We start from the raw sequence: 24,799 nt of genomic DNA, 5'->3' as shown, positions 1-24,799 counted from the left end.
CGGAGGAGTACAGACATGAGCACCGCAGTGATCCGCTACCGCGTCCGCCCGGAGGCCGCGGAGGAGAACCAGCGCCTGATCGAGGCCGTCTTCGCCGAGCTGGCCGCCGCCGCGCCTCCGGGCCTGCGCTACAGCGCCTACCGTTTGTCCGACGGCGTCACCTTCGTCCACGTCGTGGACGGCGACGGCCTGCCCGGCGTGGCCGCATTCCAGGAGTTCCAGCGCGACATCTCGGCCCGCCTGGCGGAGGGCCCGACCCGCGAGGACGCCTCGCTCGTCGGCGCCTACGCCTCCTCAGCCCCGGCTTCGGCCACCGGCTCGTGAAGCCTCGGCGGGGAGCGTCTTCATGGTGACGTAGCTCGTCACCGCGGCCACGCCGGGCAGGCCGGCCAGCCGGTTGGCGTGGAAGTCCTCGTAGGCGGCCAGGTCGGCGACCTCGACGTGCAGCAGGTAGTCGTAGTGGCCGGTGACGTGGTGGGTGTGCACCACCTCGGGCAGTCGCACGACCGCACGCTCGAAGGCGACCACATCCGCGCGGGTATGGCGCACCAGCCGGACACCGGCGAACACCCGCAGGCTGCGGCCGACCGCGGCGGGATCGACCACCGCCCGGTAGCCGCGGATCACCCCGGTCTCCTCCAGCCGGCGCACGCGCCGGAGGCAGGGCGACGGCGACAGGCCGACCCGGGCGGCAAGGTCGGCGTTGCTGATCCGGCCGTCCGCTTCCAGCACGGCCAGTATCGACCGGTCCACATCATCCACCTTGGCAGAATATTGCGTCATCGCCGCCCCTAGCACATCAGATGCCCCAGCCTGAGGCGCTATTTGCTGCCAAAGTTGCCCGGATTGATTCCTCGGCGGCGCGCCGGTCGGCCACGCTGGTCGCGTCGCAGCAGGTGGTCCACGGGAGGAAAACCATGTCGGGCAGCAGCACGGTCGCCGTTCACGCCGATCGCGACCTCCATCCCAGCCGGGCCGTGGCACCGCCCATCTACCGGACGGCGGCCTTCTGGGCCGAGGATGCGCAGCAGTTCGCGCGGGCCGCCGTCGACCGCCGGGGCCGGGACTTCTACACCCGCTTCGGCAACCCGAACCACGCGCAGGTCGCGGCCGTGGTCGCGGAACTGGAGCACACCGAGGCGGCGATGGTCACCGCGTCCGGGATGGCCGCACTGACCACCGCCGTGCTGGCCCTGGTGTCCGCCGGCGACCACGTGATCGGGCAGAGGTCCACCTACGGGGGCACGGCGTCGGTGTTGCTCAACCTGCTGCCGCGGCTGGGCGTGTCGACCACGCAGGTCGACCAGACCGACCCGGAGGCGTTCGAGCAGGCGCTGACCCCGCGGACCCGCCTGATCCTGCTGGAATCGCCCAGCAACCCGCTGCTGCAGATCACCGACCTGCGTGCCGTCGCGGACCTGGCCCGCGCACACGACGTGCTGACCATGGCGGACAACACCTTCGCCACCCCGATGAACCAGCGGCCCGCGGACTTCGGGATCGACCTGGTCTGGCACAGCGCGACCAAGTACCTCAACGGCCATTCCGACGTGTCCGCCGGAGTGCTGGCCGGCCCGGCGCGGATCCTGGATCGGATCTGGGACGTCGCGCTGCTCACCGGCGCCGTGCTCGGCCCGTTCGATGCGTGGCTGCTGCTGCGCGGCCTGCGCACCCTGCCGCTGCGCATGCCACGGCACAACGTCAACGGCCAGGCGCTCGCGGAGGCGCTGCACGAGCATCCGGCCGTGGCCCGGGTGCACTATCCCGGCCTGGCGACGCACCCGCAGCACGCGTTGGCGGCCGGCCAGATGAGCGGTTTCGGCGGGGTGCTCGGCATCGAGCTCGCCAGCGGTTTCGAGGCGGCCGACGCGTTCCTCGGCCGCCTGCGTCACGCCCGCCGGTCGGCCAGCCTCGGCGGCGTGGAGACCCTGGCCGTGCACCCGGCGTCCATGTGGCGCGGGATGCTCAGCGAGGAACACATTGCCGCATCAGGGGTACCGCTGGGCCTGGTCCGATTGGCCGCCGGCATCGAGGACACGGCCGATCTGGTCGCCGACGCGCTCGCCGCGCTTCCTTGCAACGCGTTCGTAGAGGAGCTCACCCGATGAGGACCCTGCTCACTGGCGGCACCGTGATCAGCATGGACCCGGAGGTCGGCGATCTCGACCGCGCCGACGTGCTGCTCGACGACGGCGTGATCGCCGAGGTGGCCGACCGGATCGACGCGCCGGATGCCGAGGTGATCGACGCGACCGACCGGATCGTGATGCCCGGCTTCGTCGACACCCACCGGCACACCTGGCAGACCGCGTTTCGCGGTGTCGGCGCGGACTGGACCTTCGCCGAGTACCTGGCGGCGGTACACGGCACGTTGCGGCCCCGGTACCGGCCCGAGGACGTCTACCTGGGCAACCTGCTCGGCCGGTTGGAGGCCCTGCACTCCGGCGTGACCACGATGCTGGACTGGTTCCACTGCGCGCAGAGCCCCGAACACGCCGACGCCGCCGTCGCGGCACTGCGGGACACGCCGGGACGGTCGATCTTCTGCTACGGCGCGGGATGGGGCACCACCGACCCCATCGAGGCCGAGGTCCGCCGCGTCCGGTCTGCACTTCCCGGGGACGGCCTGGTCACCATGGCCTTGGGGCTGCGCGGGCCCGAACTGACCACAATGGACACCGTCGCGGACGAGCTGAGGCTGGCCGCCGATCTCCGGCTGCGGACCAGCGTGCACATCGAATCCGGAGGGACTCGCCGCCCGATCGCCGAGCTCCTCGAGCAGGGCCTGCTGCGGGACACCACGACGTTCGTGCACGCCAACGGGATCGGCGACGACGAGCTGCGGATGCTCGCCGACGCCGGCAGCTCGGTGTCGATCAGCCCCGACGTCGAGCTGAAGATGGGCATCGGCTGGCCGGAGACCGGCCGGATGCTCGCCGCCGGCCTGCGTCCGACGCTGTCCACCGACGACTGCCCGGCCAGCGGCGGCGACATGTTCTCGACCATGCGCACCGCGTACGCCGTGCAGCGCGGCCTGGACGGGGGCCTGCGTTCCCGGGACGTGCTGGAGTTCGCAACGATCGACGGCGCCCGGGCGTGCGGCCTCGGCGCCCGGACGGGCAGCATCACGCCCGGCAAGGACGCCGACATCATCCTGCTACGCGCCGACGACCCGACCGTGTTCCCGGCCAACAACCCGGTCGGCACGATCGTCACTGCCGGCCATCCCGGCCTGGTCGACACGGTGCTCGTCGCCGGCCGCGTGGTCAAACGCGACGGCATGCTGGTGGGCGTGGACCTGCCGGCGCTGAGGACGCGCCTGCTCGAGTCCCGCGACCGAATCGCGGCGGCCGCCGGCGTCCCGCTCGATGGCACGTGGCGTCCGCAATGTCGCGGTTAAGCGGAGACCGGTTCCCGCAAGGAGTCCGCCAGAAGCGACCGAGCCGTATCGTGCGTTGGCGTGACGGACCAAGCGTCGAACCGGCGCCCTCGCGATGCTGACAGCTGGCTCCCGCCGGACGTGGCGACGGCGCTGGTCGAGCACGACCAGCTGGCGGAGGCGCGGCAGCTCGCCGATCACGGCGACTGGCACTGCTCCGCGCCCTGGCGCAGGACTGCTCGAGCGGGAGCAGGTTGACGAGGCGCTCCACATCCTTCGCCCGTTCGCCGACCGGGGCAATTGGAACGCGGTCGAGATGCTCGCCGGCATCCTCGACGGGCGCGGCCTCACCGACGAGGCGATCGCGCTCGTACGCCGTCACGGCGCGGCCGGCGGCCCGCACGCGGGAACGCGGCTCGCTGCGCTGCTGGCTCGCCAGGGGCGCACCGACGAGGTGCTCGCAATGCTCCGCCCGCACATCGCAGAGTCGCACTACGCCGATGCCCTGGTCACGCTGACCGCCGGCGCGGGTCATGACGATGAGTTGGCCTCGCTGCTGCGGGCCCGAATCGACGCCAAACTGGCACGGCGGCGATCCATGGCGGAGCAAACCGTCGAACGCCGAGGAGCTGCTGGTCGTGGTCCTGGAGCGACAGGGGCGGGTCGGCGACGCGGTGGCGTTGCTGCAGGCGCACCTGCGCAGCGGCGAAGCGCCGCTCAACTACGTCGAGCAGCTCGCCGACCTGCTGGCCCGGCACAACCGTGAGGCGGAGCAGCGCGACCTCGCCGCCGGGCCGGGCGACGAAGGGGCCGCCTTTCGCCTGGCCGGCTGGCTGGAGGAGCAGGCCCGCGCCGATGAGGCGATCGATGTACTGCGGCCTCTGGCAACGGCCGGCTCGCCGAACGCGGCCGCGGCGCTGGCCGGGCTGCTGGTCCGGCACGGCCGCGTCGACGAGGCGATCGAGGTCCTACGTCCGGTACCGCAGGCGACGGCCGACCCCGAATGCATCGTCGACATGCTGTGCAACCTGCTGATCGACCAAGGCCGGGCCGACGAGGCGCTCGCCGTCATCGAGGACCTCGCGGCGCGCGGCGGTGGCACAAGGATCGACATCGCCCGCGAACGCAGCAAGGTCCTGGCCCGGTCCGGCCAGGTCGAGCAGGCCATCGCCCAGTTGCGCGACTTCGCCGACTCCGGCGCCGACTACGTGACCACGATGCTGGCCGACTTGCTCGTTGATGCGGCACGCGCGGACGAGGCCGTTGCGGTTCTGCGAGCCGGCGAGCAAAGCACCACGATCAGGACGCACCTGGCCAAGGTGCTGATCGGGCAGGGACGCGTCCGCGAGGCGGTCGAGCTGTTCCACGCGGAGGCCGCGAAGAAGCGAGCGGCGCAGCTCGAAGAGGACGCTGCATTCTGGCGCCGCTTCCGCGCCGGGGCTCCGGCGGTCCTGCGGCGTCAGGCGACAAGCGCCGAAGCTGGCCGTCTCGCGGATCGACGTCCGGTGGGGCATTGACCAAACTGATGCCATGCCGGGGGATCGGGACAATGCCATTTGGAGTGGAAGCGTCAGGGCGAGCTGGACGTTGGGCCTGTTCGGCGCCGCAACCGCACTGGTTGGACTGCTGCCGTGGTCGGAGTTGGTCAGGATCGTCTCGACCACTGCTGCGGTCCGTCTCGTCCTGCTCGGGTTGGCGACAGCGTGTCTGGTTGCGGCCTTCAGGCTGCGGCCGGTCTATCGCTTCTCGCCGCTGACGCCGCCCGGGGTTCGCATGATGCGAACCGTGTCCGCTTGGTGGATGGTTGTGGCCGCCTCCGCCGTCCTCCTGGCGATGTGGGCGACCACCAACTGGTTGCTCAGGGATGCGCGATCGGCGGCCGATCCTGCTTCTGCGCGGATCGAGGCGGTGCGGACCGGGCTGACGGGCGCGGGCGGTGTCGGAGCGGCCGCCGCGCTCATGCTGGCGTTCAGGCGTCAACGCCACCAGGAGGCGGCGGCGGTGGGCATCGAGCACGACGCGGCCGAGAAGCGCGTCACTGAGCTGTACGTCAAGTCCGCGGAGCAGCTCGGCTCGGACAAGGCCGCGGTTCGGATGGCCGGCCTCCTGGCGCTCGAACGACTCGCGCAGGGCAACCCGGAGCACCGGCAGACGATCGTCGATCTGCTGTGCGCCTACCTGCGGATGCCGTTGGCCGACGCGGCCGGCTCCGAAGACGACAACGAGCGGCATGTGCGTCGCGCGGCTCAGGGCGTGATCTGCCGCCATCTGCGCATGTCGGGTCCGCCCGACAGCCTCTGGCTGGATGTCGACGTCGACCTCACCGGGGCCGCGTTGTTCGACTGGAACCTCCACGGTTGCCGGCTGCGTGATGCAACCTTCATCAACGTGACGTTCGTGGGCGAAGCGTATTTCGGGTCCGCGACCTTCGAGGGCTTTGCGGTGTTCGGCGGTGCGCAGTTCCAGGCCGACGCGTGGTTTCGCGGCTGCGACTTCGAAGCCGACGCATGGTTCGTCGACACTCGCTTCGGCGCAGCAGCGCACTTCACCGAGGCCAGCTTCCGCGCAAGAGTCAGCTTTGCCAAAGCCTCCTTCAGCGCGGAAGTGTCGTTCGACGACGCCACGTTCAGCGACGAACCGGACATGGCGGGTGCGGTCGCCCAGCTCGAGACGACGACCGTGCTCCCTCCCGGTTGGCAGTTGAAGCCGAATGACCAGGGGTCTGCCGGGTTCGTCAAGACCGTGACCGGCGACGAGTCGTCCTAGACAGTTGGCGCGTCGGCGTCGTAGTAGTGCACGCCCGAGCGCGGGTTGCGCGTCAGCCAGGCGAGCACCTCGTTGATCTGGTGCGCATACCACTCCGTGTAGCCGCACGCGGTGCAGATCCAGACCTCGAAGCGGCCCGCCTCGGTGCGCTTGCCCAGGTCGGTGCCGACCGCCGATCCGGAAGCCAGCCGGGTGATGCCCGGCAGGAGCTCGACGGAGTTGCGGCTGTCGGTGTCGGGGAGCAGGACGGGGTCGATGTGCCACAGGCGCGGGCACTGGCATTTGACGCAGCGACGGCTCGTACGCATGGGCGCAGCGTAGACGGCCGTCGCGCGAGCACGTTGAGCCATGATGGGCCGGTGGATCGGTTCGAGGCGGGCGGGGCATGCCCTGCTGGCCGCGGCCCAGCCTCCTGAGCGCGCGAGCCACGCCCAATTTGTGCCTGGCTCGTCCCGCGGCGGGCCCGCACGATCGAGCCGTGACGGACAAAAGGATCATTGCGGTACTGGGGGCCACGGGGGCGCAGGGCGGCGGGCTCGCCGACGCCATCCTGGACGACCCCGGCGGGGCGTTCGCGGTGCGCGCGGTCACCAGGCGGGCGAGCTCGGACCGGGCGCGGGACCTCGCGGAGCGCGGCGCCGAGGTCGTCGAGGCGGACCTCGGTGACGAGGGCAGCCTGCGCCGGGCGTTCGAGGGCGCGCACGGCGCCTACGTGGTCACGAACTACTGGGAGGCCATGTCGGCGCAGGTCGAGCTGGCCCAGGCCGGCAACGCGGCGCGGGCGGCCCGGGATGCCGGGCTGGCGCACGTGATCTGGTCGACGCTCGAGGACACCCGCGAGCGCCTGCCGGTCGGCGTGCCGCACTTCGACGCCAAGGCTGAGGCCGACCGGTTCTTCCTCGACCTCGGGGTGCCGACGACGCTGCTGCGCACCACCTTCTACTGGGAGGCGTTCCTGCAGGGCTTCGCGCCGCGGCGGGGCGAGGACGGGCGGCTGGTGCTGAGCCTGCCGATGGGCGAGAGCCCGCTGGCCGGCATCGCGGCCGCCGACATCGGGCGGGTGGCCCTCGGCATCTTCGAGCGGCCGGAGCTCATCGGCGCCACGGTCAGCATCGCCGGGGAGCACCTGACCGGGGAGCAGATGGCGGCGGCGTTCGCCGAGCTGTACGGCGAGCCCGTCGACTATCGGCCGCCGACCCACGACCAGTTCCGCGCGTTCGGCATTCCCGCCGCCGCGGAGATCGGCAACATGTTCCAGTTCTACACCGACGCCGCCGAGGCGTTCACCGGCGCGCGTGACCTGAGCCTCGTCCGCGAACTGCACCCCGGGTTGCAGACCTTCCGCGACTGGCTGGGCGCGCACAAGGATGCCCTGCAGGCATGAAGGAGATCATTGTGTCCGAGAACAGCCGGCGCTCGTTCATCGCGCGTTCCGCCGCCGCTGCCGTCGTGGCCGTGCCGGTGGTTGCCGCGCTCGCGGGCGGCGAGCCCGCCGCGGCGGCCGACCCGCTGCCCGACTACGCGCCCATCCCGCCCTCGGCGCTCGGGCCGGCCCTCAACGCGCAGGGGTACTACGTCGGGCGCATCGAGCGCAACCTGTACTGGGTCACCGACGGCACCTACCAGGCCGCGTTCCTCACCACGCGGGACGGCGTCGTGCTGTTCGACGCGCCGCCGACGATCGGGCACAACCTGCAGCGGGCGATCGACCAGATCGCCGCGGCCAACGGCGTGACGAACAAGGTGACGCATCTGGTGTACTCCCACCACCACGCCGACCACCTCGGCGCCTCGTCGCTGTTCGGGCGCAACGTGGTGCGCATCGGGCACGCGGAGACCAAGCGGCTGCTGCGGCGCGACAACGACCCGGCGCGGCCGGCGCCGGACGTGACCTTCGAGGACCGGTACACGCTGCGGGTCGGCGGGCAGCGCGTGAACCTCGCGTGGCACGGCACCAACCACACGCCCGACAACGTGTACATCCACTTCCCCGACCACGACACGCTCATGCTCGTCGACGTCGCGCTGCCCGGCTGGGTGCCGATCTACAACCTCAACCTCAGCGAGGACGTGGCCGGCTTCATGGCCGCGCCGGGCACCGCGCTGTCGTACCCGTGGAAGCACTACGTCGCCGGGCACCTGGGGCGGCTGGGCACGCGCGACGACGTCGTGCTGCATCAGCAGTACGTCGCCGACATCGCCGCCAACGTGCGCACCTCTTTGGCCAGCGTCGACCCGACGCCGTACTTCGTGAAGTACGGGGCGAACACCTGGGCGGCGGTGAAGACGTACCTCGACGCCGTCACCGACCTCGCGGCCGCGCCGGTGATCGCCAAGTACACCGGCGTGCTCGCCGCCGCCGACGTGTTCACCGCCAGCAGCACGCTGACGATCCTGGAGTCGATCCGGCTGGACCTCGGCTTCGGCTCGCAGGTGCATGCCTGACCGCGGACCATACTGGGGGCATGGACCGCAACGACCTGGCCGAGTTCCTGCGCAGCCGCCGCGAACGGCTGCGACCGCAGGACGTCGGGCTGCCGGCCGGCTCCTCGCGGCGCACCCCCGGGCTGCGCCGCGAGGAGGTCGCCCGGCTGGCGCACATCTCGGTGGAGTACTACGCGCGGCTGGAGCGGGCCGTCGGGGCCAGCCCGTCGCGGCGGGTGCTCGGCGAGCTGGCCCGGGCCCTGCGGCTGAGCGCCGACGAGCGGGGCCACCTGTTCGAGCTGGCCGGCGCGGCGCCCGAGTCGCCGGAGGGGCCGCCGTCCGAGGTGCCGGCGACGGTGCTCAACCTGCTGGAGCACATGAGCGACATCGCGGCGTTCGTGGTCAACGCGCGCTACGACGTCATCGCCTGGAACCCGCTCGCGGCGGCGCTGTTCGAGGACTTCTCGGCGGTGCCGCCTTCGCGGCGCAACCTGGTGTACCGACACTTCATGCATCCGGATCCGGCCACCCGCCACTACGGCATGAGCGGCGCGGAGGAGTTCGGCCGGCTCGCCGTCGGGCAGCTGCGCGCGGCGGCCGGGCGCTACCCGAACGATCCGCGCACCCGAGCCCTGGTCGCCACGCTGCGCGAGCACAGCGCCGAGTTCGCGCAGCTGTGGGACGACCACCACGTGGAGACGGGGTTCCACCACTACAAGATCATGCAGCACCCGGTTGTCGGCACCCTGCGCCTGAACTGCGACACCCTGGCCGTGCCGATGCGCGACCAGTACCTCGTGTGCTTCACCGCCGAACACGACAGCCCCTCGCACGAGGCGCTGCGGCTGCTCACCGACTACGCGCTGGCGATGCGATAGACACGGGCCGCGTTGGCGCCGTAGAGCTGCTCGAGCTCGTCCTGGCTCAGCGCGGGCAACGCGTCGCGCAGGCCCGCCAGCATCGACTCGTAGGAGGCGGCGAGCAGGCAGACCGGCCAGTCGGAACCGAAGAGCAGCCGGCCGGGCGTGAACCAGTCCACGACCCGGGCGACGAACGGGCGCAGGTCGCCGGGGGTCCAGCGCGCCCAGTCGGCCTCGGTGACCATGCCGGACAGCTTCACCGACACGTTCGGCTCGGCGGCCAGCGCCGGCATGGCCGCGGTCCACGGGTCGTCGCGGCCGTCGGCGATGCGCGGCTTCGCGATGTGGTCGAGCACGAAGCACAGGCCCGGCAGGCGGCGCACCGTGTCGATCGCCGCCGGCAGCTCGCGCGCGCGGACCAGCAGGTCGTAGGCGAGGCCGCGGCGCTCGACCTCGGCGAGGCCGCGGCGCACGTCGTCGCGGCGCAGCCAGTCCGGGTCCGGCTCGTCGTGGACCTGGTGGCGCACGCCGACCAGCCAACGGCCGGTCGGCCCGGCGAGCAGCTCGTCGAGGTCGTCGCCGACGGACGGGGAGGTCAGCTCGACCCAGCCGACGACGCCGTGCACCTCGGCCGTGTCCGCCGCGACCTGCAGGAACTCGCGGGTCTCGGCGAGGCTGGAGATCGTCTGCACGAGTACCGTCGCGTCGATGCCCGCCGCGCGCAGGCTGGGCCGCAGGTCGTCGGGGCCGAACGCGCGGCGGACGGGGTCCAGGTCCTCGCCGGTCATCCAGGGATAGCTGTACCGGGCCGGGTCCCAGAAGTGGTGGTGAGCGTCGATGCGGGGCAACGGGTACTCCTTCACAGCGGCCGCGGCGCAGCATAGATCGCCGCGCCGCGGCCCGTCGAGGTGCTACACGAGCAGGTCGAACTCTTCCCACGGCCCGACCGCGGTGCGGTTGGCGATCAGCGGCTGGGCCCCGGCGGACTCGGCGGCCACGAGCCGGCTGTTGACGCGGGCGCGCAGGCTGATGCTGCCGTCGCCGTTGTACACCAGGTCGAACGACTGCGCGGCGCCGATGGCCGTGCTGTCGGCGATGAGCGACGAGGCGCCGCCGTTGGGTGCGTCGACGTAGCGGTTGTTCGCGTGCGCGCGCAGGCTCACGCTGCCGTCGGCGTTGTCGATCAGGTCGAACGTCTCCCAGCCGTCGACGACGGCCCGGTTGGCGATCAGCGGCTGGGCGCCGGCGGACTCGGCGGTCACGATCTGGCCGTTGGCGTGTGCGCGCAGGCCCACCACCGAGCCGAAGAGCCGCCAGTTCTGGTTCGTGCCGCCGCCGCAGGCCCACAGCCGCAGGTTCTGCGGGTTGGCCGGGTCGGCGTCGAGGCAGAGGCGGGAGTCGACGCCGCGGATCGTGCCGTCGGAGAAGAACCGCCACTGCTGGTTGGCGTTGCCCAGGCAGTCATGGATGACCACCCGGGTGCCGTTGGTCTTGCCGAACCCGAAGGCGTCCAGGCACTTCGTGCCGTTGTAGACGGTGATCGAACCGTTCGCCTGCCTGGTCCAGCGCTGGTTGGTGGCGTTCTGGCAGGCCTTCACCTGGACCTGCACGTCGTTGGCCTGCGAGGAGTTCGGCACGTCGAGACAGGTGTTGAGGCCGGCGTTGCGCAGCTCGGTGGTGCCCGAGCCGAGGCCGCCCCAGGCGTACTCGAGCCGGTCGACGGCGGTCGTGTTCTGCACCCACAGCGGCACGTTCGCCGAGCCGCCGCCGAAGGCGCTGTTCAGCCGCAGGATGTTGAGCGTGTCGTGGTCGGGGGTGGTGGTCCGCCCGCCGATGACGTGGCACCAGATGGCGCCGAGGTGGTAGTTGCGCACGACGTCGGTGAGGGCGCGCAGGTACGCGACCTCCTTGTCGGTCGAGCCGCTGGGCGTGGCGTTGAAGTCGACGCCGGTGTCGGCCGACGCGCCGAACTCCTCGATGACGGTCCGCGAGGAGCAGTTGCCCATGAGGGTCGTGATGTCGCTGACCCACTGCGCGTACGTCCGCGAGCCGTAGGGGAAGGCGTAGCGGTGCATGCCGAGGTACACCCCGTTGAACCGGGCGTCGTTGCACAGGGGCCGCAGGTCGCTGCCCCAGCCGCCGCCGTCGAGCTGGGCGCCCTCGATGAACAGCCGGCCGCTCGGGATGCCGGCCCCGTTCATCCGGGTGATCCAGGTGGCGGCGAAGTCCAGCCACTGCGTGGTGTTGAAGCCGATCGGCTCGTTGATCGGGTCGAAGTAGATGAGCGGGTTGGCCTGGTAGCGCGCGGCGAGGGTGTCCCACATCTGGTTCCAGGCCGGCAGCAGGCCGGCCGGGACCATGTTGGTGCCGTCCTGCGACCAGTAGCACAGGATGACCTTGAAGCCGCGGGCGGTGGCGGCGTCGATGACGCCGTTGTACGTGTTCCAGCTCGTGGTGGCGGGGTTGATCGGCAGCCGGACGGTGTTGGCGCCGAGCGAGCTGGCGAACGCCGCGAACATGGCGTCGGCCTTGCCGCGGGCGGTGTTGTAGTCGTCGTTCGCGGACAGCCCCTGCAGGACGAGCCGGTCGGGGCTGAAGTTGTCGCCCAGGCGGGACCAGTGCACGCCGCGGAACTGGCTGGGGTCCAGCGGCGCGGCGGCCTCGGACCGGGCGGCGCCGACCACCACCGCGAGCGTGACGGACGCGAGGGTGGTGAGCGCGGCGGCGGCCAATGTGAGCAGGCGGCGTCTGAGCCCATGTGCGGAAACGGCCATGGCTTTCCTTTCCGGTACGGCGGATTCAACCGGTTGGAAATGAAGCTAGCGACCCCGCAGATGCGCGTCGATCGCATCTTTCGAATTGACTGATCTGTATGGCGAATGACTACGCCTCTTTGCTGCGACGCCGCCGCCACCGCACGATTCCGTCCGCGGCCGCCGCCGCGAAGATGAATGCGCCGGTGACCATCTGCTGATCGAAACTCGCGAGCCCAAGAAGGCTCATCCCGTTGGAGAGGAATCCCAGGAACAGCACGCCGATGCCGGTGCGCAGCAGGCTGCCGCGCCCGCCGGTGAGGCGGGTGCCGCCCAGCACGACGGCGCCGACGATGTTGAGCAGCAGCGGGCCGCCCATGCTCGCGCCGGCGCCGGCCAGGCCCGACGTCAGCACCATGCCGGCGACCGCCGAGAAGAGCCCGGCGACGGCGTAGACGCCGATGCGGGTGCGGGCCACGTCGACGCCGCTGATGCGCGCGACCTCGGCGTTGGCGCCCACGTGCACGACCCGGCGGCCCCAGGCGGTGCGGGTCAGCACGACCTGGGCGACGACGTACAGCGCGAGGGCGAGCCAGACGGCGAAGGGCACGCCGCCGGGCCCGTCGATGCTGAAGCGGATGAAGCCGATCGGCATCGGCGCGATCGTCCGGCCGTGGCTGAGCAGCGTGGTGGCGCCGCCGACGACGTAGAGCGCGGCGAGCGTCACGGCGAACGGCACGACGTCGAGCCGCGCCACGACGACCCCGACGAGCAGCCCGATCGCGGCCCCGGTGGCCAGGCCGGCGGCGATACCGCCGGCGAGGCTGCCGGTGCCGGTGATGACCCACGCCCCGGCGACCCCGCTGGCCCCGATCACGCTGCCGGTCGACAGGTCGATCCCGCCGGTCAGGATCACGAACGTGGCGCCGATCGCCGCGATGGCCACGACCGCCGACTGGCTCAGCACGTTGACCAGGTTCGAGGCGCTGAGCACGCCGTCGGTCACGACGCTCAGGACGGCGACCAGCGCCACCAGCGCGGGCAGCATCGCCAGGTCGGCGAGCCACTCGGGCCGGCGGCGGGCCTGGCCCGCCGCCCGCACCGCCAACATCAGTGCCTCAGGACGCACAGCCCCACACCTGCGAGCTGGTGGCGGCGAAGTTCGCCTGGTTGAGGGTGAGCCCCTTGGCCTGGACGCTCTTCGGCGCGACCGGCTGGCCGCCCAGCGCCGTGGTGATCGCGGCGATCGACTGCTTGCCGAAGTCGTCGACGGGTGTGGCGATGTCGGCGTCGAGGGTCTTGGCCTGCATGGCCTTGCAGCCGTTCTGGTCGCCGTCGATGGTCACCATGAACACGTGCTTGGGGTCGCCGATCGGCGCGAGCCGGCCGGCCGCGGTCAGCGCCGACTGCACCGAGGGCAGCAGGAAGTCCGACGGCACGTAGATCGCGTTGATCGAGGGGTCCTTCTGCAGCGCGTTGGACGTGCCGTCGAGGGCCTGCGCCGGGTTCCAGTCGGTGGGCACCTGGCTGACGACGGTGATGTTCGGCTGGCCGGCGAGGGCGGCGTTGAACCCGTCGCGGCGGCCGATCGCGTTCTGGTCGGTCAGGCCGCCGACCAGCTCGAGGACCTTGAGCGGGGTGGTCTTGGCCGCCGCGAGGAACTCGTCGGCGACCGCCTTGCCGTCGGCCACCGGGTCACCGGTGATCTGGAAGGTGACGTTCTGCTGGTCGGCGACGGCGCGGTCGATGGCCAGGAACGGGACGTTGCGGGCCTTGGCCAGGCTCGCCGAGGCGGCGATCTGCTGGCCGTCCTGCGCGATGACGATGACCGCGTCGACCTTCTTGGTCTGGATCAGGTCCTGGATCTGGGCGGCCTGCTTCTGGGCGTCCTGGTCGGCGACGTTGAAGACCACGGAGTACCCGGCGGCGTCGGCCGCCTTCTGGATCGACGCCTTCTCCGCCTGGCGGATCGCGTTGAGCAGGTCGAAGCTCACGCCGATGGTGCGTTTCTTGGCGGCGGAGTCCGAGCCGCTCCCGCCCGCGGAAGATCCGCACGCGGCGAGCAACAGTGACGCGGCGGCGGCCGCGGCAAGGCAACTGACAACACGGAACCGTTTCACGACAACTCCATTCGATTCCAACCGAGTGCTGCACGGGGTGTGTGGTCGCGCCGGCGCGCGAACCATCGGGCGCCGGCGGCTAGGACCGCGGCGAGCAGCACGCCGCCGCGGACGATGTCGAAGACGTACGGCGAGGCGCCGGAGAACACGAGGCCGGTCTGGACGGTGGTGAGCACGAGCGCGCCCAGGACGGTGCCGCCGATGCTCCCCCGCCCGCCGAGCAGGGTCGTGCCGCCGAGGACCACGGCGGTGATGACGGTCAGCTCGTAGCCCTGCCCGATCGAGGGCTGCACGGCGCCGAGCCGGGCGGTCTGGGTCAGCGAGGCGACCGCGGCGAGCAGGCCGGCCACCGCGTAGGCGCCGACGAGCACGCCGCGCACCGGCAGGCCGGCGTTGGCCGCCGCGTCGGGGCTGGAGCCCACCGCCTGGACGTACCGGCCGAACGTGGTGCGGCCGAAGACGAATGCCCCGGCGAGCGCGACGGCCGCCGCGAGCAGGACCGGCGCCGGCACGCCGAGCAGGCTCGCGGTGCCGATGCCGCGCAGGCGCGCCGGCAGGTCGATGTTCTGCTGGCCGGTGACGTGGCCGCCCGCGCCGCGGAACACCTGCATCGTGGCGAGGGTGACGACGAGCGCGGGCACCCGGGTGAAGGCGACGGCGAGCCCGTTGAGCAGGCCCATGCCGACGCCGACGAGGGCGACGACGGCGAAGACGGCGGCGGTGGGCAGGCCGGCGAGGGCCCGGCCGGTCTCGATCGCCGCGGCGAGGAACAGCATCGACCCGACGGACAGGTCGATCCCGCCCGTCATGATCACGTAGGTCATGCCGACGGCGGCGACGATCAGCGGGCTCGCCTGCACCGCGATGTTGCGCAGGTTCGCCAGGGTCGCGAACTCGTGGTACGCGAGCGACAGCCCGAGCAGCAGCACGACCAGCACCGGCAGCAGCGGCTCGCGCCGCACGGCCGCGCGCAGGCGCCCGGCGGCGCCGGACACCGCGCTCACGCCGCACCGCCCGTGGCGAGGCGGATCACGGCCTGCTGCGTCGCCCCGGACCCGAGCACGCCGGCGAGGCGACCGTCGTGCATGACGCCGACGCGATGGCTGAGCCCGAGCACCTCCTCCATCTCCGAGCTGATCAGCAGGATCGCCGTGCCGGCGCCCGCGAGGTCGACCAGCAGCCGGTAGATCTCGGCCTTGGCGCCCACGTCGATGCCGCGGGTCGGCTCGTCGAGGATGATCAGGCGCGGCCGGTCCACCAGCCATTTGGCCAGGACCACCTTCTGCTGGTTGCCGCCGCTGAGCGAGCCGCCGCCGGCGCCGAGGCCGCCGCGGGCGACCAGGCGCACCCGGCCGGCCAGCTCCTCCGTCAGGCGCCGCTCGCGGCCGCGGTCCAGCCATCCGAGGCGCCGGGACCGGCAGACCGCGCCGAGACCGACGATCGACAGGCTCTCGCGGATCGGCCGGTCCAGGAACAGCCCCTCGTGCCGGCGGTCCTCGGTCACGAACGCCATGCCGGCCTCGATGCTGGCCCGGACGCTGCCGCGGCGCAGCGCCCGGCCGCACACCTCGACCCGCCCGATCGCGCCGGCCAGGCCGAAGACGGCGCGGGCGACCTCGGTGCGGCCGGAGCCCATCAGCCCGGCCAGGCCGAAGATCTCGCCCTCGGCGACGTCGAACGAGACCCCCGCGACCCGGGACCCGTCGCCGAGGTCGCGCACCGACAGCGCCGGCGTCTCGCGCGGCGGCGCCGGCTCCGGATAGCCGCGGGCCAGCTCCCGGCCCACCATGAGCGACTCGAGCGCGGCCCGGTCGAGCTCCCCGGTCGGCCGGTCGGCGACCACCCGCCCGTCGCGCATCACCACGACGCGCTGGCTGAGCCGGGCCACCTCCTCGAGGTAGTGGGAGATGTAGAGCACGGCGACGCCGTCGGCGCGCAGCTGCTCCACGATCCCCATGACCAGCTCGCGCTCGACGAGGTTGAGCGAGGCGGTCGGCTCGTCGAACACGATCGCGCGCGGGCCGGCGGCGAGCGCCTTGGCGATCTCCACCAGCTGCCGCTGCCCGGCCGACAGGTCGCGCACCACCGCCTCGGGGCCGAAACCGGCGCCGACGCGTTGCAGCACGGGCGCGGCGGTCCGGCGCAGGGTTGCGCGGCGTACCGTCGCGCTGCCGGGTGCGCGCAGCCGGTCGATGAGGATGTTCTCGGCCACCGTGAGGTCCGGGAACAGGCTCGTCTCCTGGTGCACCGTGGCCACCGCGGAGTGCCCGGCACCGAAGCTCACGCCGCCGGAGTCGGGGCGCAGCGTCCCGCCGATGATGTTCTTGATGGTGGACTTGCCGGCGCCGTTCTCCCCGACGAGCGCGACGACCTCGCCGCCGGAGACGGTGAACGAGACGCCGTCGACGGCGGCGATGCCGCCGAACGACTTCGACACGTTGCCGACCGCGATGGCCGGCGCCGCGGGCGCCACAATCATCAATGGCCTCCAGTGCATTTCGGGAATCGGCCCTGGGCCGGCTCGAGGTGGGCCCGACGTTACGCCCGGCGATCATGCGCGGTGAAGCGCATGTTTCGGCAGGCGACGATCCGAAAATCGGATGGCCGCGGCATTCGCGATACGGATCGCGGCGTTCTGTTACTCACGCTTCGCCGCGGCCGCGCGGGCCCCTATGGTCGGTGACATGACGCCGCCGCATCGAGCCGCCGAATTGCCGGAAAGAATCGTCCGCCGGGTCGTGTTTTCATGACGACGACCGCGTCGGCCGGCGTCGTGGATCCGCTGGTGCCCATGGCGGGGGTGGACGACGTCGGCCTGGTCCAGGCCGACGTCGCCCGCGGCACGCCGGTGCGCACCGCGGCGGGCGTGGTCGCCGCGCTCGACGACATCCCGGCCGGGCACAAGGTCGCCGTGCGGCCGGTCGCCGCGGGAGCGCCGGTGCACAAGTACGGCGAGGTGATCGGCACGGCCAGCGAGGACATCCCGCCGGGGGCCCACGTGCACCTGCACAACCTCGGGGTCGGGCCGCACGGTGCGGCCCACGCCGCGCCGCGCCGCGCGCCGGCTTCCTGGCGCCCGCCGGCCGCGCCGACCCGCGAGCACTTCCTGGGCTACCGCCGCGCCGACGGGCGGGCCGCGACGCGCAACTACATCGCCGTGCTGCCGACGGTCAACTGCTCGGCGACGGTGGCCCGGCTGGTCGCGCAGGCCGCCACCGCCGCGCACGCCGGCGCGCCGGGGCTGGACGGCGTGATCGCGCTGACCCACGACCTGGGCTGCGGCATGGCCGAGGGCACCACCGGCGACGACATCCTGCGGCGCACGCTGCGCGGATACGCCGCACACCCGAACATCGCCGCGGTGCTGACGATCAGCCTCGGCTGCGAGGTCAACCAGCCCGAGAACGTCTTCGGCGAGCACGTGCCGGCCGCGACGCTGGGCATCCAGGAGCTGGGCGGGACCGCCGCCACCGTCAACGTCGCGCTGGAGCGCGTCGCGGAGATGGTGGCCGGCGTCGCGCACCTGCGGCGCGAGCCGATCCCGGTCTCGGAGCTGGTGCTCGGGCTGCAGTGCGGCGGCAGCGACGCGTACTCCGGCCTGACCGCCAACCCGACGCTCGGCGTGGCGGCCGACCTGCTCGTCGCCGCCGGCGGCCGCGTCGTGCTCGGCGAGACCCCGGAGATCTACGGTGCCGAGCACCTGCTGCGCGACCGGGCCGCCACGCCCGAGGCCGCGCGGCGCATCGACGAGCTGATCCGGTGGTGGCAGGAGTACACGGCGCGCAACGGCGCGGCGTTGGACAGCAATCCATCGAAGGGCAACAAGGCCGGCGGCATCACCACGATCTGGGAGAAGTCGCTGGGCGCGGTCCTCAAGGCCGGCACCAGCCCGCTCAACGACGTCGTCGCCTACGCCGCGCCGGTCACCGCGCCCGGGCTGACGTTCATGGACACCCCCGGCTACGACCCGGTGTCGGCGACCGGCATGGTGGCCGGCGGTGCGAACCTGCTGGCGTTCACCACCGGGCGCGGCTCGGTGTTCGGCTCGCGCCCCACGCCCTGCCTCAAGATCAGCACGACCTCGCGGCTCTTCGAGCGCATGCGCGGCGACATGGACTTCGACGCCGGGCCCGCCATGTCGCGCGACGATCAGATCCGGCACGGGATCCGCCTGTTCGAGGCCCTGGTGGACATGGCCTCGGGCGCGCCGAGCCGGTCCGAGGCGCTCGGCTTCGGCACCGATGAGATCGTGCCGTGGCGGATGGGGGCCGTGCTGTGAACACCACCGATCGAAAGGGCACCACCATGCGATTCACCGACAAGGTCGCCGTCGTCACCGGCGCCAACTCCGGCATCGGCCGTGCCACGGCGGTGCGGCTGCTGGCCGAGGGGGCCACCGTCTACGCCGCCGACCTGCGCCACACCGAGCCGTGGCCGGAGTCCGGCGCCGGACAGCTCCACACGGTCGAGCTCGACGTCGCCGACCCCAACGCCCCCGAGCGGCTGGCCGACCGGCTGCGCGAGGAGGCCGGGGGCGTCGACGTGCTGGCCAACGTCGCCGGCGTCCTGCACATCGCGCCCTTCCTGGAGGTTCAGCGCGGCGACTGGGACCGGGTGCTCGCGGTGAACCTGACCGGCGTGTTCTTCCTCAGCCAGGCCGTCGCCCGCATCATGGTCGAGCGGGGCACCGAGGGGCGCATCGTCAACGTCTCGTCGGTGCACGCCGTGGTCTCCGAGCCCAACGCGGCGCCCTACACGGCGACCAAGGGCGGCCTGGAGGCCATGACCCGCACCCTGGCCTCCGAGCTCGCGCCGCACGGCATCACCGTCAACTGCGTGCGCCCGGGCGCCACCCGGACCGGGATGAGCGCGCCCATCTACACCCCGCAGATCGTGCGCTCCCTGCAGGCGAAGATCCCGCTGGGCAAGATCGCGCCGCCGGAGTGGGTGGCCTCGGCCATCTGCTACCTCGCCTCCGACGAGGCCTGCTACACCACCGGCGCCAGCCTCGACGTCGACGGCGGCTACGCCATGGACGGCTCGCTGCCCGGGACGGCGTACTCGTGAGCCCGGTCGCCGTGGTGACCGGTGCCGCCTCCGGCATCGGCCGCGCCACCGCGCTGACGATGGCCCGCGACGGCTACGAGGTCGCCCTGGTCGACCTCGACGGTGCCGGGCTGACGGGCACGCGCGAGCGGATCGAGGACGGCGGCGGCAAGGCGCACGAGTTCGCCCTCGACCTGTGCGACCCCCTCGCCGTCGGATCCGTCACCCGGGAGATCGCCGTGACCATCGGCGCCCCGGAGGTGCTGGTGAACGTCGCCGGCATCGGCGTGGCCGCGACCGTGCTGGAGACCAGCGACGAGGACTGGAGCCGCGTCCTGGCCGTGAACCTCACCGGGCCATTCCTCACCACCCGCGCCACGCTGCCGCTGATGCTCGACCGGGGCAGCGGCGTCATCGTCAACATCGCCTCGGTCGGCGGCCTGGTCGGGCTGGCCCGCCGGGCCGCGTACTGCGCCTCCAAGGCCGGCCTCATCGGGCTCACGCGGGCGATCGCCGTGGACCACGCCCGCGACGGCATCCGCTGCGTGGCGATCTGCCCCGGCACGGTGGAGACCGAGTGGATCGGCAAGATCCTGGCCAACGCGCCCGACCCGGCGGCCGCCCGCGAGGCGATGGCGGCCCGCCAGCTCGACGGGCGCCTCGGCACCCCGGACGAGGTCGCCGCCATGGTGTCGTTCGTCGCCGGTCCCGAGGGCCGGTTCATCAACGGCGCGGCGCTCGTCGTCGACGGCGGGATGACGGCGGCATGACCGCCTCGGCGCTGGCCGGCGACCTCGGCAGCATCGTCGGCGCGGCGAACGTGGAGGTGCGTCCGGCGGCCCTGGTCCCCTACCGCAGCGACGCCACGTTCGGCTTCTCCGGCACGCCCTCGGCCGTCGTGCGGCCCGGCTGCGTCGAGGAGGTGTCGCAGATTCTGGCGTGGGCGAACCGGCACGGCGTCCCCGTCGTGCCGCGCGGCGCCGGCACCAGCCTCGCCGCCGGCGCGGTGCCGGTCCGCGGCGGCATCGTGCTCGCCCTGACCCGCATGAACCGCATCGAGTCGATCGACCCGGTCGACCTGACCGCGGTCGTGCAGCCCGGCGTCACCACGCAGGAACTGGCCCGGGCGGCCGCCGGGCTCGCCCTCCACTACCCGCCCGACCCCGGCAGCCGGCACGTGTCCACGCTCGGCGGCAACGTCGCCACCAACGCCGGCGGGCTGCACGGGCTCAAGTACGGCAACACCGGCGGCTACGTGCTGGGCGTGCAGGCCGTCCTCGCCGACGGAGAGGTCATCCGCGCGGGCGGCCGGCTGCTCAAGGACGTCGCCGGCTACGACCTCGTCCGTCTCCTCACCGGCTCCGAGGGCACCCTCGCCGTGCTCACCGAGCTGACCCTGGCCCTGCGACCGGCGCCGGCGGCCGCCGCGACGGGCCTGGCGTACTTCGCCGGCCTGGAGGCGGCCGGCGACGCCGTGCGCGGCGTCATCGGCGCCGGCATCCTGCCCGCAACGCTGGAGTTCCTCGACGCCAAGTGCATCCGATCCGTCGAGGCACACGCCCGGCTCGGCCTGGACACCACGGCCGGCGCGATGCTGCTGTTCGGCGACGACGGCGGCGAGGCCGAGGTGCGCCGCACCGTGGCGGCGATGGCCGATGTGATGCGCGCGCACGGCGCCTCGTCCGTGCAGGTCGCCACGGCCGCCGCCGAGTCCGACGCGCTGCTCGCGGCCCGCCGCTGCGCGCTGCCGGCCCTGTCGCGCCTCGGCGGTGCGACGATGCTCGAGGACGTCGGCGTGCCGCGCTCGCGCCTGCCCGAGCTGGTCCGGCGCATCGACGCCATCGCCGAACGGCACGAGGTCACGATGGCCACCTTCGGGCACGCCGGCGACGGCAACGCCCACCCCGTCGGCTGCTTCGCACCCGGCGACGCCGGGCAGCGGGCCCGGGTCGCGGCCGCGTTCGACGACATCTTCGCCGCCGCGATCGAGCTCGGCGGCACCATCACCGGCGAGCACGGCGTCGGTGCGGCGAAGCTGCCGTACCTCGAGGCACAGCTGGGCCCGCGCCAGACCGCGCTGCTGGCCGCCATCAAGCGCGCCTTCGACCCCGCCGGCATCCTCAACCCCGGGAAGCTCGGCTCATGACCGCCGGACGCGTCTTCGACCCGGCCGGCCTCGACGCCTGCATCGCCTGCGGGTTCTGCCTGCCCGCCTGCCCCACCTACCGGCTCACCGGCGACGAGGCGTCCTCGCCGCGCGGCCGGATCGCGCTCATGCGCGCCATCGACGACGGCACCGTCGACGTCTTCGACGCCGCCGCCCGCCATCAGGGCTCGTTCTGCCTCGGCTGCCGCGCCTGCGAGCCCGCCTGCCCCGCCGGCGTGCCGTACGGCCGGCTCCTGGAGCAGCTGCGCGACGCGCAGTGGACGGGCCGGCGCCGCCCGCTGCTGGTGCGTCCCCTGCTCGCCTTCGCCAAACGCCGCCGCCTCATCCGCCTGCTGGGCCGCCTGCGCCGCCATGCGCGGTTCACGCCGCCGGAGCCGACGCCCGCCGACGGCGACACGCTGCTGCTCGGCTGCTTCGAGCGGGTGTTGTACCCCGGGGTCAGCCGTGCGGCCGCGGACACCCTCCCCGGTGTGCGGGCCGCGCCCGACCAGGGCTGCTGCGGCGCGCTGCACGCCCACAACGGCGACCTGGCCCGCGGCGAGCGCCTCGCCGAGCAGCTCGCCGACCGGCCCGGGCGGATCGTCTCCACCGCCGGCGGCTGCTCGGCCCACCTCGCCGCGGTCGCCGGCCGCGACCGGGTGCTGGACTACTCCGAGGCGCTGCTGGAGCGCGGCGAGGTGCCCGGCCCGGTCCTCGTCGGCGGCCGGCCCGCCCGCATCGGCCTGCAGGAGTCCTGCCACCTGCGCAACGCGCTGGGCGTGCACGAGGCGCCGCGCGTTGTGCTGCGCCGGCTCGGCGACTACGTCGAGGTGCCGGGCGCCGGCGACTGCTGCGGCGCCGCCGGGACGTACGCCATCCTCCGCCCACGCGACGGGCGCCGGGTCCTGGCCGCGAAGCTGGCCGCGCTGGCCGATCTGGATCTAGACTTCCTGGTCGTGGTCAACCCGGGATGCCAGCGCCAGCTGACGACGGCGGTCCGCCGCGCCGGGCTGCGCACCCGGGTGGTGCACCTGGCGGAGCTCGTCGCCGCGGCCCGGGACGAGCGCCGGTGAGCGCGCCCGAGGAGCCCGACGACCTCGACGTGGGCGACCTGGTCCCGCGCGACCCCCGCGATGCCATGTCGCTGCAGACCGCCTGGCTGCGCAGCTTCCTCGCGGTGGCCGACAAGGGCGGCTTCGGCGCCGCCACCGCCGCGCTGCACCTGTCGCAGTCGCGGGTCAGCGCGCACATCGCGGCGCTGGAGCACACCCTCGGCGTGACGCTGTTCGACCGCAAGGCCCGGCCGATCTGCACGACCGCGGCCGGCGAGCTGTTCCGAGGTCACGCCATGGCGGCCCTGCTGGAGCTGCAGCGCGGCGTCGAGGCCGTGCGCAGCACGCTGGACAACGTCGTCGCGCAGGTGACGATCGGCAGCTACCCCAGCGTCAGCTCGACCTACCTGCCGGGGATCCTGCAGGAGCTGCAGGCCTGCCACCCCGGCGTCACCGTCGAGCTGCACGAGGGCACCGCCGCGACGCTCGAGGAGATGGTCGCGAGCGGCACCGTCGACCTGGCCTTCCGGCCGCTGCTGCCGAAGATGCGCGAGACCACCCTGTGCCATCGCACGATCTGGCACGAGGACATCGTCGTGGTCATGCGCGAGCACGACCCCCTCGCCGCGCAGGAGTCGGTCGGCGTCGAGGACCTCCTGGCCCGGCCGCTGATCGGCAACCCCGCCGGCACCGAGGAGGACGGCGGCGGCTTCGACCTGCGCAACACGCTCGGCGAGGCCGCCGGCCGGGCCAGCATCGCCTACCTGACCGACCAGCCCACGACGCTGGTCGCGCTGGTGCGCGCCGCGTTCGGCATCGGCGTCATCAACCGCCTCGCGCTGCAGACCACCAGCACCGAGGGGCTGACGATCCGCACCATCGACTCGCCGACCGCGCACCGCAACGTGGCACTGTTCTGGCTGCGCCGGCGCGCCGACAGCGCCGTGGTCAAGGCGTTCCTCGACGCGCAGGAGCGCGCGCCGCTGCCGCCCGGCGTGCTGCCCATCTAGCGACCGCGTACGACGCCGTCGAGCTCGATCGGCAGGTGGCGCGGGCCGCGCAGGATCGGGTTCGGGCGGTACGGCGGCGGGTCCGCCGCCAGGCGCGGCGAGCGCAGCCGGCGGGCCAGCGCCGGCAGTGCGATCTGCGCCTCGATCCGGGCGAGCGGCGCGCCGAAGCAGTAGTGGATGCCGTTGCCGAAGCCCAGGTGCGGGTTGTCGGCCCGGTCGGGGTCGAAGCGGTCCGGGTCGGGGAACCGGGTGGGGTCGCGGTCGCCGGCGGCGAGCATCAGCGCCATCGGGGCGCCCTTCGGGATGGTGGTGCCGGCGACGTCGATGTCGGCCAGGGCGCTGCGGTTGGTGAGCATCTGCACCGGGGGCTCGAAGCGCAGCAACTCCTCGACCAGGCGGGTGCTGAGTTCGGGCTCGTCGCGCAGCCGGTCGAGGATCTCCGGGTGGCGCAGCAGCGTGAGCATGCCGTTGGTGATGAGGTTGACGGTGGTCTCGTGGCCGGCGACGAGCAGCAGGACCGAGGTGCTGATGAGGTCGGCGCGCGACATGGGCGCGCCCGGGCCGGTGTCGATCAGCATGCCGGAGATGAGGTCGTTCCCGGGGCGGTCGGCGCGGGCGTCGATCAGCCCGGCGAGGTACCCGCCGAGCTCGCCCTGCACCCGGTTGCGCTCCTGCTGGCGCTCGGCGAACGTGCCGGTGCCCGGGTCGAAGGTGTTCACGAACGCGTCGGCCCAGCGGTGGAAGCGCGGCTGGTCCTCCAGCGGCACGCCGAGCAGCTCGCAGATCGCGGCGACCGGCAGCCGGTACGCGAAGTCCTCGACGATGTCGGCGCGGTCCCGCCCGCCGAGCTCGTCGATGAGCCGCTCGGTCGTCCCGGCGAGCCACGGGTGCATGCCGTCGATGCGGCCGGGCGAGCACGGCGGGCCGAACGGGCGGGTGGCCAGCTCACGCAGCCGGTCGTGCTCGGGCGGGTCGCGGCGGATGAAGTCCGCCGGCAGCCCCGTCGGGTTCTCCTGCTGCGATTCGGCGGGCATGTCGGGATGGTTGTGCGGGTCGGAGCTCAGCCGCGGGTCGTGCAGGAGGGCGACGATCTCGCGGTACGTGCTGACGACGTAGGTGCCGTCGGGCTCGCGCCCGACCGGCGTCTCGCGCATCTGGGTGTACAGCGGATAGGGGTCGGCCCGGTTGGCCGGGTCGAGGACCTGCTGGTAGAGGGTGGCGGACGCCATGTCGATCCCCTTCG

At 72.9% G+C, this 24,799-nt stretch carries 24 protein-coding genes; 15 read left to right on the top strand and 9 right to left on the bottom strand.

Annotated features, from left to right (window positions below):
• Window positions 1-15 precede the first annotated feature (15 nt).
• Window positions 16-324, top strand: a complete 309-nt coding sequence (locus tag ABD901_RS19385; RefSeq protein ID WP_345128468.1) for a hypothetical protein — start codon at window positions 16-18, stop codon at window positions 322-324.
• Here ABD901_RS19385 and ABD901_RS19380 read toward each other — a convergent pair.
• A complete protein-coding gene (locus tag ABD901_RS19380; RefSeq protein WP_345128466.1) occupies window positions 295-762 on the bottom strand; it encodes an Lrp/AsnC family transcriptional regulator in 468 nt (155 codons plus the stop codon). The genes ABD901_RS19385 and ABD901_RS19380 overlap by 30 nt on opposite strands.
• A gap of 155 nt (window positions 763-917) precedes the next feature.
• Between ABD901_RS19380 and ABD901_RS19375 the strand changes: the two genes are divergently transcribed.
• From ABD901_RS19375 to ABD901_RS19355, 5 genes are all read left to right on the top strand, one after another.
• Window positions 918-2,108: a trans-sulfuration enzyme family protein gene (locus tag ABD901_RS19375; RefSeq protein ID WP_345128462.1), complete on the top strand. Its 1,191-nt coding sequence runs from the start codon at window positions 918-920 to the stop codon at window positions 2,106-2,108.
• Window positions 2,105-3,400 (top strand): amidohydrolase family protein, encoded by a 1,296-nt coding sequence (locus tag ABD901_RS19370; protein ID WP_345128460.1) that lies wholly within the window; start codon window positions 2,105-2,107, stop codon window positions 3,398-3,400. Before ABD901_RS19375 ends, ABD901_RS19370 begins: the two co-directional genes overlap by 4 nt.
• Before the next feature lie 60 nt (window positions 3,401-3,460).
• On the top strand, window positions 3,461-3,637 hold the full coding sequence (locus ABD901_RS19365; RefSeq protein WP_345128458.1) for a hypothetical protein: 177 nt from the start codon (window positions 3,461-3,463) through the stop codon (window positions 3,635-3,637).
• A 380-nt stretch (window positions 3,638-4,017) separates the two neighbouring features.
• A complete protein-coding gene (locus ABD901_RS19360) occupies window positions 4,018-4,896 on the top strand; it encodes a tetratricopeptide repeat protein (RefSeq protein WP_345128456.1) in 879 nt (292 codons plus the stop codon).
• A 70-nt stretch (window positions 4,897-4,966) separates the two neighbouring features.
• Window positions 4,967-6,145 (top strand): pentapeptide repeat-containing protein, encoded by a 1,179-nt coding sequence (locus tag ABD901_RS19355; RefSeq protein ID WP_345128454.1) that lies wholly within the window; start codon window positions 4,967-4,969, stop codon window positions 6,143-6,145.
• On the opposite strand, the gene ABD901_RS19350 is transcribed toward ABD901_RS19355, so the two are convergent.
• The gene (locus ABD901_RS19350; RefSeq protein WP_345128452.1) at window positions 6,142-6,453 is read right to left on the bottom strand and encodes a hypothetical protein; all 312 of its coding nucleotides are present in this window, start codon (window positions 6,451-6,453) and stop codon (window positions 6,142-6,144) included. The two genes, ABD901_RS19355 and ABD901_RS19350, sit on opposite strands and share 4 nt — an antisense overlap.
• A 170-nt stretch (window positions 6,454-6,623) precedes the next feature.
• On the opposite strand from ABD901_RS19350, the gene ABD901_RS19345 reads away from it, so the two are divergent.
• Genes ABD901_RS19345 through ABD901_RS19335 form a run of 3 tightly spaced genes read left to right on the top strand, consistent with a single transcriptional unit; the run spans window position 6,624 to window position 9,447 of the window.
• Entirely contained in the window at window positions 6,624-7,529 is a 906-nt protein-coding gene (locus ABD901_RS19345; RefSeq protein WP_345128450.1) for an NmrA/HSCARG family protein, read from the top strand.
• Entirely contained in the window at window positions 7,526-8,590 is a 1,065-nt protein-coding gene (locus tag ABD901_RS19340) for an MBL fold metallo-hydrolase (protein WP_345128448.1), read from the top strand. Before ABD901_RS19345 ends, ABD901_RS19340 begins: the two co-directional genes overlap by 4 nt.
• A gap of 20 nt (window positions 8,591-8,610) precedes the next feature.
• A complete protein-coding gene (locus ABD901_RS19335) occupies window positions 8,611-9,447 on the top strand; it encodes a helix-turn-helix transcriptional regulator (RefSeq protein WP_345128446.1) in 837 nt (278 codons plus the stop codon).
• Here ABD901_RS19335 and ABD901_RS19330 read toward each other — a convergent pair.
• The 6 genes from ABD901_RS19330 to ABD901_RS19305 all read right to left on the bottom strand — a co-directional run bounded on the left by ABD901_RS19330 (window position 9,426) and on the right by ABD901_RS19305 (window position 16,781).
• Window positions 9,426-10,277: an amidohydrolase family protein gene (locus tag ABD901_RS19330; protein WP_345128443.1), complete on the bottom strand. Its 852-nt coding sequence runs from the start codon at window positions 10,275-10,277 to the stop codon at window positions 9,426-9,428. The genes ABD901_RS19335 and ABD901_RS19330 overlap by 22 nt on opposite strands.
• 63 nt (window positions 10,278-10,340) lie before the next feature.
• Window positions 10,341-12,203, bottom strand: a complete 1,863-nt coding sequence (locus ABD901_RS19325) for an RICIN domain-containing protein (RefSeq protein ID WP_345128441.1) — start codon at window positions 12,201-12,203, stop codon at window positions 10,341-10,343.
• 109 nt (window positions 12,204-12,312) lie between these two features.
• The gene (locus ABD901_RS19320) at window positions 12,313-13,311 is read right to left on the bottom strand and encodes an ABC transporter permease (RefSeq protein ID WP_345128438.1); all 999 of its coding nucleotides are present in this window, start codon (window positions 13,309-13,311) and stop codon (window positions 12,313-12,315) included.
• Complete coding sequence (locus tag ABD901_RS19315; protein WP_345128436.1) at window positions 13,301-14,302, bottom strand: sugar ABC transporter substrate-binding protein; 1,002 nt, start codon at window positions 14,300-14,302, stop codon at window positions 13,301-13,303. Before ABD901_RS19315 ends, ABD901_RS19320 begins: the two co-directional genes overlap by 11 nt.
• On the bottom strand, window positions 14,299-15,306 hold the full coding sequence (locus tag ABD901_RS19310; RefSeq protein ID WP_345128434.1) for an ABC transporter permease: 1,008 nt from the start codon (window positions 15,304-15,306) through the stop codon (window positions 14,299-14,301). The genes ABD901_RS19315 and ABD901_RS19310 overlap by 4 nt, the downstream gene beginning before the upstream one ends.
• Complete coding sequence (locus ABD901_RS19305; protein WP_345128432.1) at window positions 15,303-16,781, bottom strand: sugar ABC transporter ATP-binding protein; 1,479 nt, start codon at window positions 16,779-16,781, stop codon at window positions 15,303-15,305. Before ABD901_RS19305 ends, ABD901_RS19310 begins: the two co-directional genes overlap by 4 nt.
• 267 nt (window positions 16,782-17,048) lie before the next feature.
• Between ABD901_RS19305 and ABD901_RS19300 the strand changes: the two genes are divergently transcribed.
• The 6 genes from ABD901_RS19300 to ABD901_RS19275 are packed head-to-tail and all read left to right on the top strand — an operon-like array spanning window position 17,049 to window position 23,556.
• A complete protein-coding gene (locus ABD901_RS19300) occupies window positions 17,049-18,581 on the top strand; it encodes a UxaA family hydrolase (protein WP_345128429.1) in 1,533 nt (510 codons plus the stop codon).
• 26 nt (window positions 18,582-18,607) lie between these two features.
• Complete coding sequence (locus ABD901_RS19295; RefSeq protein WP_345128427.1) at window positions 18,608-19,369, top strand: SDR family NAD(P)-dependent oxidoreductase; 762 nt, start codon at window positions 18,608-18,610, stop codon at window positions 19,367-19,369.
• Window positions 19,366-20,118 carry an SDR family NAD(P)-dependent oxidoreductase gene (locus ABD901_RS19290; RefSeq protein ID WP_345128425.1) on the top strand — a complete coding sequence of 251 codons (753 nt, stop codon included), beginning with the start codon at window positions 19,366-19,368 and terminating at the stop codon, window positions 20,116-20,118. The genes ABD901_RS19295 and ABD901_RS19290 overlap by 4 nt, the downstream gene beginning before the upstream one ends.
• Entirely contained in the window at window positions 20,115-21,494 is a 1,380-nt protein-coding gene (locus tag ABD901_RS19285) for an FAD-binding oxidoreductase (protein ID WP_345128423.1), read from the top strand. The genes ABD901_RS19290 and ABD901_RS19285 overlap by 4 nt, the downstream gene beginning before the upstream one ends.
• Window positions 21,491-22,567, top strand: coding sequence for a (Fe-S)-binding protein (locus tag ABD901_RS19280; protein ID WP_345128420.1), 1,077 nt, complete (start codon window positions 21,491-21,493; stop codon window positions 22,565-22,567). The genes ABD901_RS19285 and ABD901_RS19280 overlap by 4 nt, the downstream gene beginning before the upstream one ends.
• The gene (locus ABD901_RS19275; RefSeq protein WP_345128418.1) at window positions 22,564-23,556 is read left to right on the top strand and encodes a LysR family transcriptional regulator; all 993 of its coding nucleotides are present in this window, start codon (window positions 22,564-22,566) and stop codon (window positions 23,554-23,556) included. Before ABD901_RS19280 ends, ABD901_RS19275 begins: the two co-directional genes overlap by 4 nt.
• Here the strand turns inward: ABD901_RS19275 and ABD901_RS19270 are convergent.
• On the bottom strand, window positions 23,553-24,785 hold the full coding sequence (locus tag ABD901_RS19270; RefSeq protein WP_345128417.1) for a cytochrome P450: 1,233 nt from the start codon (window positions 24,783-24,785) through the stop codon (window positions 23,553-23,555). The two genes, ABD901_RS19275 and ABD901_RS19270, sit on opposite strands and share 4 nt — an antisense overlap.
• Window positions 24,786-24,799 lie beyond the last annotated feature (14 nt).

This window comes from Dactylosporangium darangshiense (assembly GCF_039537565.1).
Classification (GTDB): Bacteria; Actinomycetota; Actinomycetes; order Mycobacteriales; family Micromonosporaceae; genus Dactylosporangium; species Dactylosporangium darangshiense.
Note: the sequence above shows the minus strand (reverse complement) of the source record. Positions and strands in the feature narration are given on the sequence as shown.